This window comes from Psychromonas sp., assembly GCF_041586535.1.
Lineage (GTDB): Bacteria > Pseudomonadota > Gammaproteobacteria > Enterobacterales > Psychromonadaceae > Psychromonas.
This window is the reverse complement of sequence record NZ_JBFGZY010000159.1, coordinates 1-9019: the sequence shown is the minus strand read 5'-3', so window position 1 is coordinate 9019 and position 9019 is coordinate 1. Positions and strand designations below refer to the sequence as shown.

Below are 9019 nucleotides of genomic sequence, written 5' to 3'. Positions count from 1 at the left end.
GCTTAAAAATTCGTGGCGGCAGGTAGTGCCGACACGTTAAACGCTTGTAAGAGGTTTTAGAAGACTAACGCAACTTAATGTTGCAATGCCTAAACCGTTGACGACAAGAATCACCTTGCTTTAGCTGGGTGAGCTTCAATTAGCATAACCGGCATTAAAAGATTTATTTGAAGATCTACCTACTTATAGGTGTTTTGTACCGTCTGTAACTTTAAATTGAACACGGTTAATGTCCGCTTTGTCGGAGAAGTTGCCACTATCGAAAAAGACTTCTGAGTATTAACACATCTTGAAGTATCATGGGTATAGCATCCGGAAGTCTTTTGTTTGTGCTATGTCTGCACCTTTGTTTATTGAATTTTAAAAACTTTCTTTTAGCATGCTGTAAAAAAGTTGCATTGCCCAGAGAAGCTAAATTCAAAAAAACGTTTTGCGGGTTATCCGGTTTTTAGTTTATGTAATTGAATTTAAAGGTGATAATTTATGTTGTTGCAGAGCTTTTATTGCTATAAAATCGCCGCAAAATAACTGAGGTATGGCCATCATACCTTATTTCGACGCCCCCTCGAAAATCAGGCCAAAAACTTCCTTTCCCGGCCCTTGAGTAAAGTAAAAAGCGTAGCCTCTTTATTGGATGTAGCATGTATGGTTTCGCAAATAAGTGAAGCAGTGCTGGATGAAATCGCTGATGCGTTGGTCGATAAAGGATATATCCTTTTATCTGATATTATTCCTGATTATGTGAGCTTAGCGCTGCTTGAAAAAATGCAGACTGAGCAGAATATTAACTTTAAGAAAGCCGCTATCGGGCGGGGTATTGATCAACAAGTTAATACTTTTATCCGTTCAGATAAAATAGCCTGGCTGAACAATCAAGATCATATCGACCGTGAATATTTGACGATCATGAGCCAGTTAAAAGATGGCTTAAATCGACGCTTATTTATGGGCCTGTTTCATTACGAAAGTCATTACGCCGTTTATGAGCCGGGGGCTTTTTACAAAAAACATCTTGATGCACTAAAAGGCAGTCAAAACCGTCTGTTAACCACGGTCTTTTTTCTTAACCCTGAATGGCAGGAAAAAGACGGCGGTCAGCTGGTGATCTATGATGAGTTGGATCAGCCCCTTGATGTGATCAATCCACTACTCGGCACCCTGGTCATTTTTTTGAGTGAGCGTTTCCCCCATGAAGTCAAACCGACACTTAAAACCCGCAATAGTATTGCCGGCTGGTTCAGTGTCAGCAATGCGGCTATCAACGCAGCCTGACCGTTGATGGTCAGCAGTTTTCTCTAAAACAGGTGCATTTTCATGCGCCGAGTGAAAACCATATTGACGGTCAATCTTATCCATTGGAAGGGCACCTGGTACACGCTGACGCTGCGGGTAACCTGGCTGTTGTTGCGGTAATGTTTACAGAAAAAGGCAGCAATGCCGCTTTTGCGCAGGCCTGGTCACAGATGCCGAAACACGCCGGCGATCAATATCAATTAAATACGGTCTTTAACATAAATGATATTTTGCCGGAAAACCGGGACTATTACCGTTTTACCGTTTTACCGGATCTTTAAGCACGCCACCGTGTTCTGCAGGTGTGCGCTGGTTGGTATTAAAAGAGAGCGTTGGCGTTTCTGCCGAGCAGGTTAAAGCTTTTGCTGATGTGTTGACAGAGCCGAATAACCGTCCGGTACAGGCAACTAATGCACGTGTGATTTTAAAATAATAAAATAACCGGACCTGTACAGCAGTTTCGGGAATCGCAAGGGGGAATAACTTCCCCCTGTTTAGATAAAAATTAAGGGTTTAAGCGCTTAACTGTCCAGCCCTTTTCTGCCGCTTGATAAACGAATCGGTCATGCAGACGATCCGCTTTACCCTGCCAAAATTCAATACTTTCAGGAATAACGCGGTATCCACCCCAAAACTCAGGCAGGGGAACCTCTTTGCCGGCAAACTTCTCTTCATAATATTTTACTTTCTGTACTAAGGTCTCACGATCATCAAGCTCCTGACTTTGATGTGAAGCCCAGGCGCCAATCCGGCTGCCGCGGCCACGCGTCTGAAAGTAGGCATTGGATTCTTCTTTGCTGATCCGTTCAATTCGCCCTTCAATACGCACCTGACGCTGCAGTATATTCCAGTGAAACAGGAGTGCTGCGTAAGGATTCGCCTCCAGCTCCTCTGCTTTGCGGCTGCCATAATTGGTAAAAAAGACAAAACCTTTATGATCCACCTCTTTCAACAATACCATGCGCGAAGAGGGGCGGCCCGCCGGCGTACAGGTTGATACAGACATGGACTCTGGCAGAATGATGCCGGTATCTTCAGCTTGTTTTAACCAGCTATTAAAAAATGCAATAGGGTCATTCGTTGTTTGTAACGCTTTATCTTCGATTAAAACACCTTGACCGAGTGTGAAAGCACAGCGAATTTTACTGATAAGTGACATAGGATCTTCTTATTTGAATTAGAATTTAAAGGGTATACCCAAGTTATCGTTGAAGTGTATAATTTGTCACAAATTTTGTCGAATAATTCAGCCAATCCATTGAGAGTTTCTGTGCCAGTTTCATTTAATTACCAAGACCTTATCGATATCTTTAACCATACCTTCGGTGATAAATACAATACGCTGTTAATCGCAGGCGGAGATGAGCCTGTTTATTTACCAGCAGACAGTGCCAATAAGCAGCACCGTATTTTTTTTGCGCATGGTTTTTATGCCAGTGCACTGCATGAAATTGCGCATTGGTTAGTGGCGGGTGAGCAGCGCCGTTTACAGGTTGATTACGGTTATTGGTATGAGCCTGATGGTCGTGATGCCGAGCAGCAGGCTGAATTTGAAAAAGTGGAGATAAGACCGCAGGCAATAGAATGGGCTCTGGCGGCAAGCTGCGGATTTAAATTTGAGGTAAGTGCGGATAATCTCAGCGGTATCACTATAAATCGCTTAGCTTTTAAACATAAAGTCCACGATCAGGTGATCCATTTTTTACAAAATGGTTTTTCCGAGCGAACCATGCTGCTGATAAATGCCTGCAGAAAATTTTATCAAACACCGGTTTTAGACCGGGAATTATTTGATTATCAGGGCATGTATGAACGGATCTGAAAACGCCTGGTATCTGTTCAGTAATAGTTCTTTAACCATACGCCAATAACGCAATTCAACTAATTTTGGAAATAACTAATGAATAAAACGTACCATCATGCCGTGCAGATCTATTACGAAGATACGGATCATTCCGGTGTGGTCTATCATCCTAATTTTTTGAAGTATTTTGAACGCGCCCGTGAGCATGTTATTGACAGTAACGTGCTGGATAAATTATGGCGTGAACATGGCCTGGGTTTCGCGGTTTACAAAGCGAATATGACTTTTCAGGATGGCGTCGAGTTTGCTGAAATCTGTGACATTCGCACAACCTATAAAATTGACGGCAAATACAAAACATTATGGCGGCAGGAGGTGTGGCGACCCGGTGCAGTTAAAGCGGCGGTGATTGGAGATATTGAAATGGTTTGCTTAGATAAAAATAAACGTCTGCAACCTTTGCCGGAAACTATCCTGAAGAGCCTGCTTGGTGAGTAATATCAAGTCGTTTAAAGGTGTAGCCTGGCAAGATAGTTCATATCTGCTATGGACACATAGACGATAGTTTTTTAACATGGGTTAAACATAACTTTAACATTTGAACTTGAAAATTATGAGCATTGAAAACACGGCAATTGAAAAAGATGTAGATGTACTGCTGGTGGGCGCGGGTATTATGAGCGCAACCTTAGGGATTATATTAAAACAGTTAGACCCTGCTATGAAAATAGCGATGATTGAGCGTTTGCCTGATGTTGCGACAGAAAGCAGCGATGGTTGGAATAATGCAGGAACGGGTCATGCGGCTTATTGCGAACTGAATTATACCCCGGAAATGAGTGATGGCAGTATCGATACCAGAAAAGCTTTCTCAATCAATGCCGCATATGAGGAGTCGTTACAGTTTTGGTCCCATCTGGTTGATAAAAAAATATTACCGAGTCCTACCCATTTTATTAATCAGGCACCTCATCATAGCTTTGTCAGTGGTGAAAAGGACGTTGAGTTCCTGCGTAAACGCTATCAAACTTTGACTGCGCATCCACTATTTTCCGCAATGGAATACAGTGAAGATCCTGAAGTGTTAAAAAAATGGATGCCTTTGATTATGGCGGGACGCAATAGCGATGAAAAAGTTGCCGCAACCCGAGTTCGCTACGGCTCCGATGTCAATTACGGTGCGTTAACCCGTGACATGTTGACCGGTCTGCAGGAGATGGGGGATTTTGAAATCCTTGTGCAGCACTGTGTTACCCATATTGATAAACAGGCGGATAAGCGCTGGCGGGTAAGAGCCAAAAATAAAACGGGTGGCGCGCACAGTTATTATAATGCCCGCTTTGTTTTTCTTGGCGCGGGAGGCGGTTCCTTACCGCTGCTGCAGGCATCCGGTATTAATGAGGGGAAAGGATACGGCGGTTTCCCTATCAGCGGGCAATGGTTAGTCTGTACTATTCCGGAAGTGGTTGAAAAGCATCATGCTAAAGTTTATGGAAAAGCGCCGGTAGGTGCTCCACCCATGTCAGTCCCTCATTTGGATACACGTATTATTGACGGCAAGAAGACCTTGTTATTTGGCCCATTTGCCGGGTTTACTACCAAGTTTCTTAAGAAGGGATCGTTTTGGGATCTGCCCACTTCCGTCAATGCAGCAAATCTATTTCCGATGTTATCAGTGGGATTACATGGCTTTGATTTAATCCGTTATCTTATTTCCGAGGTACTGCAGACACATAAATCCAGAGTTAAAGCCTTGCAGCAATTTTATCCCGATGCAAAGCCTGCTGACTGGTTTTTGTCGATGGCCGGGCAGCGGGTACAGATCATTAAAAAAGGCAAGGAGCGTGCCGGGCAGTTGGAATTTGGCACCGAAGTGATTCATTCCGACGACGGCACCCTTGCGGCTTTATTAGGTGCATCACCGGGTGCATCTACCGCAGTGAAAACCATGCTGGGCATTATCGAAACTTGCTTTGCAGAGGAGATGAAAACAGCGGCATGGCAAGAGGGGTTGAAAAATATGATTCCATCTTATGGGCAGTCGCTGCTTGATGATCATAATTTACTGGCAAAGGTGAGAGAGCATACGCTAACCAGTCTGGAGCTGGATAGATTAGCCTAAAAACCAAGCTTATTGGACCTATCCGCCGCGTCCAATAAGTTAACTCCTCTGTTGGGGCTTATATTTAAATCAAAGGAATTACCTCGGAATAAAGTGCTTCGGCTAAAATTGATACCTTTGAGGAACAATCACAATACCCTGTTCTGAAACCATAAAACGTTGTGCATCCTCTGCCGGGTTAATGCCAATTTCTGTACCGGCAGGAATTATTACATGCTTATCGATAATGCAGTTCTTTAACTGAGATCCTGGTCCAACCTGGACACCATCAAAGAGAATACTATTTGCAATGGTTGCATGATCATTGACACGTACATTAGATGAAAGAATCGAGTTATAAACTGAGGCATTAGAGATAATTGCCCCGTTAGCAATAATTGAGTTAACAAAAACCACCTCCCGACCGTTAATCGAAGAGACAGTTCTTGCTGGCGGAAGCTGTTGCTCATAGGTCCGAATTGCCCATTCACGCTGGTATAAATCTATTGGCGGGACCGGCTGCAGGAGATCCATATTTGCCTGATAAAAGGAGTCAATAGTGCCGACATCCCGCCAGTAAGCATCCTGGCTCACGCGCCCATCTTGAGCTCCAAAGTGGTGCGCATAAACATTGTCTTGTTCAATCATTTTGGGAATAATATCATGACCGAAATCATTACTTGAATTAAGATTCCGGGTATCTTTTTCCAATGCCGCTATCAGTACATCAGTGGTAAAAACATAAACGCCCATAGAGGTCAGGCTTCTGCCCGGGTTACCCGGCACAGTGGAAGGATTTTGCGGTTTTTCAGCAAAAGCAATAATACGCTTGTCCTGATTAATATCCAAAACACCAAAGGCACTCGCCTCTTCTACCGGCACCTCCATGCATGCAATGGTTAAATCAGCGCCTTTTAAGCGGTGTTGTTCAACCATTGGTGCGTAATCCATACGGTATATATGATCACCGGACAATACGATAATATAATCAGCATCACTGCGTGAAACAAGCCAGAGATTTTGATAGATAGCATCTGCAGTACCACTGTACCATTGTTCACCTTTACGCATTTGTGGAGGGACTGTCGTGATAAATTCACCAAGCTCAGGATTAAAAATAGACCAGCCGTCACGCAGATGTTTTTGCAGAGAGTGGGATTTATATTGGGTCAAAACAAGAATTCGCCTTAATCCGGAATGAAGGCAGTTAGTTAAAGTAAAATCAATAATTCGATATTTACCACCAAAAGGTACCGCGGGTTTTGCCCTATCATCGGTTAATGGTGATAATCGAGAACCTGCTCCACCAGCCAGTATTATTGCCAAAGTATTGCGCATTCCTCTGCTCCTGATTATAAATATACAATTTATTAATAACTGCTTTTTCCAGAATTAATGTCGATAGTTTAGCTAACGCAGCCTAAAATACTCATGGAGTGTTTTTTGAACTAAAACAGTATAAAAAAAAACAGTTTTTAGCAAGTGCTGGCAATGTAATGATATTTAATCTTTTTTAGCGGACTGCCGGAATCAGGATATTGAGAAAAAACGGGTTAAATTAAGTCGTCAGATATAAATTCTCAGATATTTTCAGCTCGCAGCGATAGCAAACAGTTCTTCGCCGTCGGGGCGAAACGACCAACGAAGAAAATTAAAGCAAACGCTTAGAGTGAAAGCTTGTGAAAAACTATGTACCCACACAAAATTTTCTGATGCTAAAGCACTCTTTTATTGACTTAGCTGCTCGAATGTAGCCGGAAATAATCTATTTTCCCAGTCATATGCCAAGTAATTAATTTATTGCCGGTTTGCCGTGCAAACCTGAGGCTTTAATACGCCGACTATGCTGAACATGTGATAGTATTGACAGCCAACTCGACCAGTACTTATTTGTAAGTGCTGGTGGTAGGCAGAAGGGGATCTCAGCGAGCAACAGGTTGATATCGCCGAAACCAATAAACTGTTTCAGTCACGCTACTAATAAAGAAAGTGAAAGTAATGAAAAAAGATAAATTTCTCCCCCCGATTAAACAGATGCAACAGGATGTGAAAACTGGTAGTTGCAAATATAAGGCATTTGCAAAATATCAATCTGCTGGCGGACAGCCTGAGCCAGGCTCTCTGGCACTAGCGATGATCCCCGATAGAACGACCGTTGAGCAATATGGTTGGATGAATGTGCTAATTTTGCTTATGTACTGGCTACCTATGGGGGGGTTATATGTTGCTGGAGCGCTGATGCAGGGAAATCTGTATTTGGGGCATTTAATAGTGCCGATTATCGTCACTTATTTTGTGTTAAAGAAAAGTACCTTCAGTTACTACTTTTTTATCTACCTTAGCGGGAGAGTCATATACGAGGCGTTTAATTCAAGTAGCGATAATAGTTTGTTTTTATCAGGCGTGACTGTCTATTGTTGCCTCTTAATCTTACTCACTATTAAGACCAAATTAACATTATTTCCATACCAGAATTTTTTCCATCAGAAGAAAAAACCGGACGGAACTTTCGTTTTTACTGCAGAGCCTGAGCAGAAATAGACTTAGCGGGAATCATTGCCTCTGTCTATTCTCACTGTGGCTTTGCACAACAGTTGCTTTCTTAATAAAAACAAAACTTTCTGCAAAAGAAACCTTATTTAATCTGTTGTTTTTCAATTGTGGACTAAAATAATAGGTGGGTAACAGGATAAAGGAGGAAATTATGCACTTTCATAATGCTGCCGGTCAGGTGATGAGGCTTGCTGATAATTTAACACTTAAAGAACTCGCTGAGATGGGAATCGAGCTTACTATTTCTGAAAAAGTAGACCCTAATCATGAACTGTGGTTGTCCGATGAAGATCTGGAAGAGGACCCGGACTTTAAAAAGTAACTCTTTAATAGTTGTAAATCGTTAAATCCTCCGGCTAATAGCGGGGGATTTTTTTTGCATGATGATCTGTTTTTGCATTGAATATTAATCGCTTAACACATACTCTGTTAAACCAAGCTCGGTAAGTCAATAAATTGATATTATTCAGGAAAAACTTAATAGCATGCATGTTTGATTTTAACCTGACGAGCCGAGCACTATTTATCTGGTTTGCTATACCTCAACTCTTAGTTTCAAGGAGCAAAAATGAAAATTTATGGTAGTTATACTTCCCCCTTTGTACGTCACTGTCGAATCGTCCTATTACAAACAAAATTGGAATGTGAGTTTATTGAAACGAACTTCGCTGAAAGTGCGAAATTATCGCCGACAAAAAAAGTGCCGATGCTCGTTGATGGTGATCTTACCCTAACCGATTCAAGTTCAATTATTAACTACCTTCGGCAGCAGGCGGGCGAAAATTTTTTGCAGGATATTAAAGATTTTGATCTGTTTTGTTGTGCTGATACGTTACTGGATACATCGGTAAATATCTTTTTATTAAGAATCACGGATAATATTCAGATTGCCGACAGCAAATATTTACAACGCCAGTCAGAACGGGTGTTATCCGGATTAGAAGCACTTAATAAGTTGGATTTAAGCACACAGCTGCCGCTTACGGATGGTTTATTGCGTTTAGCTTGTTTTCTTGACTGGGGTGTATATAGAGAGTTGATTGATATCAGTAAATTGACCAACTTAACTGAATTTCTGGCGCTGGCTAAAACAGACAGTGATTTTGTCAGCACAGCCCCTCCGGCCTTATAATACCAAATCCGATAATTATCTATTCATTCATGCTTGTTAAAATGAATGCTAGCTAGACATAAAACTACGTTTTAGTCTTTGTTATTGATTTTGTAATTAGAACAACTAGTTACTGCAATCAATGCCTTGCTTTCAT

The 9019-nt window shown here is 41.9% G+C and carries 11 protein-coding genes; 9 read left to right on the top strand and 2 right to left on the bottom strand.

Annotation, left to right across the window (positions count from 1 at the left end):
* The first annotated feature begins 645 nt into the window (after window positions 1-645).
* The 3 genes from ABZA00_RS15075 to ABZA00_RS15065 are packed head-to-tail and all read left to right on the top strand — an operon-like array spanning window position 646 to window position 1726.
* Window positions 646-1272: a 2OG-Fe(II) oxygenase gene (locus ABZA00_RS15075; protein ID WP_372882981.1), complete on the top strand. Its 627-nt coding sequence runs from the start codon at window positions 646-648 to the stop codon at window positions 1270-1272.
* Window positions 1273-1304: 32 nt separating this feature from the next.
* The gene (locus tag ABZA00_RS15070) at window positions 1305-1574 is read left to right on the top strand and encodes a carbonic anhydrase family protein (protein ID WP_372882980.1); all 270 of its coding nucleotides are present in this window, start codon (window positions 1305-1307) and stop codon (window positions 1572-1574) included.
* Between the two features lie 32 nt (window positions 1575-1606).
* The gene (locus ABZA00_RS15065) at window positions 1607-1726 is read left to right on the top strand and encodes a hypothetical protein (protein WP_372882979.1); all 120 of its coding nucleotides are present in this window, start codon (window positions 1607-1609) and stop codon (window positions 1724-1726) included.
* A 72-nt stretch (window positions 1727-1798) separates the two neighbouring features.
* On the opposite strand, the gene pdxH is transcribed toward ABZA00_RS15065, so the two are convergent.
* A complete protein-coding gene (pdxH, locus tag ABZA00_RS15060; protein WP_372882978.1) occupies window positions 1799-2452 on the bottom strand; it encodes a pyridoxamine 5'-phosphate oxidase in 654 nt (217 codons plus the stop codon).
* Between the two features lie 111 nt (window positions 2453-2563).
* Between pdxH and ABZA00_RS15055 the strand changes: the two genes are divergently transcribed.
* The 3 genes from ABZA00_RS15055 (at window position 2564) to mqo (ending at window position 5219) form a co-directional block, all read left to right on the top strand.
* Window positions 2564-3115, top strand: a complete 552-nt coding sequence (locus ABZA00_RS15055; protein WP_372882977.1) for an elongation factor P hydroxylase — start codon at window positions 2564-2566, stop codon at window positions 3113-3115.
* Window positions 3116-3193: 78 nt separating this feature from the next.
* On the top strand, window positions 3194-3595 hold the full coding sequence (locus ABZA00_RS15050) for a thioesterase family protein (protein ID WP_372882976.1): 402 nt from the start codon (window positions 3194-3196) through the stop codon (window positions 3593-3595).
* 115 nt (window positions 3596-3710) lie between these two features.
* The gene (gene mqo, locus ABZA00_RS15045; protein WP_372882975.1) at window positions 3711-5219 is read left to right on the top strand and encodes a malate dehydrogenase (quinone); all 1509 of its coding nucleotides are present in this window, start codon (window positions 3711-3713) and stop codon (window positions 5217-5219) included.
* A 102-nt stretch (window positions 5220-5321) separates the two neighbouring features.
* Here mqo and glgC read toward each other — a convergent pair whose 3' ends face one another.
* Entirely contained in the window at window positions 5322-6536 is a 1215-nt protein-coding gene (gene glgC, locus ABZA00_RS15040; protein WP_372882974.1) for a glucose-1-phosphate adenylyltransferase, read from the bottom strand.
* Between the two features lie 660 nt (window positions 6537-7196).
* Between glgC and ABZA00_RS15035 the strand changes: the two genes are divergently transcribed.
* From ABZA00_RS15035 to ABZA00_RS15025, 3 genes are all read left to right on the top strand, one after another.
* Window positions 7197-7739 carry a hypothetical protein gene (locus tag ABZA00_RS15035; protein ID WP_372882973.1) on the top strand — a complete coding sequence of 181 codons (543 nt, stop codon included), beginning with the start codon at window positions 7197-7199 and terminating at the stop codon, window positions 7737-7739.
* Window positions 7740-7902: 163 nt separating this feature from the next.
* Window positions 7903-8073, top strand: coding sequence for a hypothetical protein (locus ABZA00_RS15030; protein WP_372882972.1), 171 nt, complete (start codon window positions 7903-7905; stop codon window positions 8071-8073).
* Between the two features lie 246 nt (window positions 8074-8319).
* A complete protein-coding gene (locus ABZA00_RS15025) occupies window positions 8320-8883 on the top strand; it encodes a glutathione S-transferase (RefSeq protein ID WP_372882971.1) in 564 nt (187 codons plus the stop codon).
* Window positions 8884-9019: the final 136 nt, after the last annotated feature.

Bases quoted from the DNA above. Each gene is read 5' to 3' on its own strand.
- ABZA00_RS15075 (WP_372882981.1), top strand. From the start codon at position 646: ATGGTTTCGCAAATAAGTGAAGCAGTGCTGGATGAAATCGCTGATGCG.
- ABZA00_RS15035 (WP_372882973.1), top strand. From the start codon at position 7,197: ATGAAAAAAGATAAATTTCTCCCCCCGATTAAACAGATGCAACAGGAT.
- ABZA00_RS15050 (WP_372882976.1), top strand. From the start codon at position 3,194: ATGAATAAAACGTACCATCATGCCGTGCAGATCTATTACGAAGATACG.
- glgC (WP_372882974.1), bottom strand. From the start codon at position 6,536: ATGCGCAATACTTTGGCAATAATACTGGCTGGTGGAGCAGGTTCTCGA.
- ABZA00_RS15030 (WP_372882972.1), top strand. From the start codon at position 7,903: ATGCACTTTCATAATGCTGCCGGTCAGGTGATGAGGCTTGCTGATAAT.
- mqo (WP_372882975.1), top strand. From the start codon at position 3,711: ATGAGCATTGAAAACACGGCAATTGAAAAAGATGTAGATGTACTGCTG.
- ABZA00_RS15025 (WP_372882971.1), top strand. From the start codon at position 8,320: ATGAAAATTTATGGTAGTTATACTTCCCCCTTTGTACGTCACTGTCGA.
- pdxH (WP_372882978.1), bottom strand. From the start codon at position 2,452: ATGTCACTTATCAGTAAAATTCGCTGTGCTTTCACACTCGGTCAAGGT.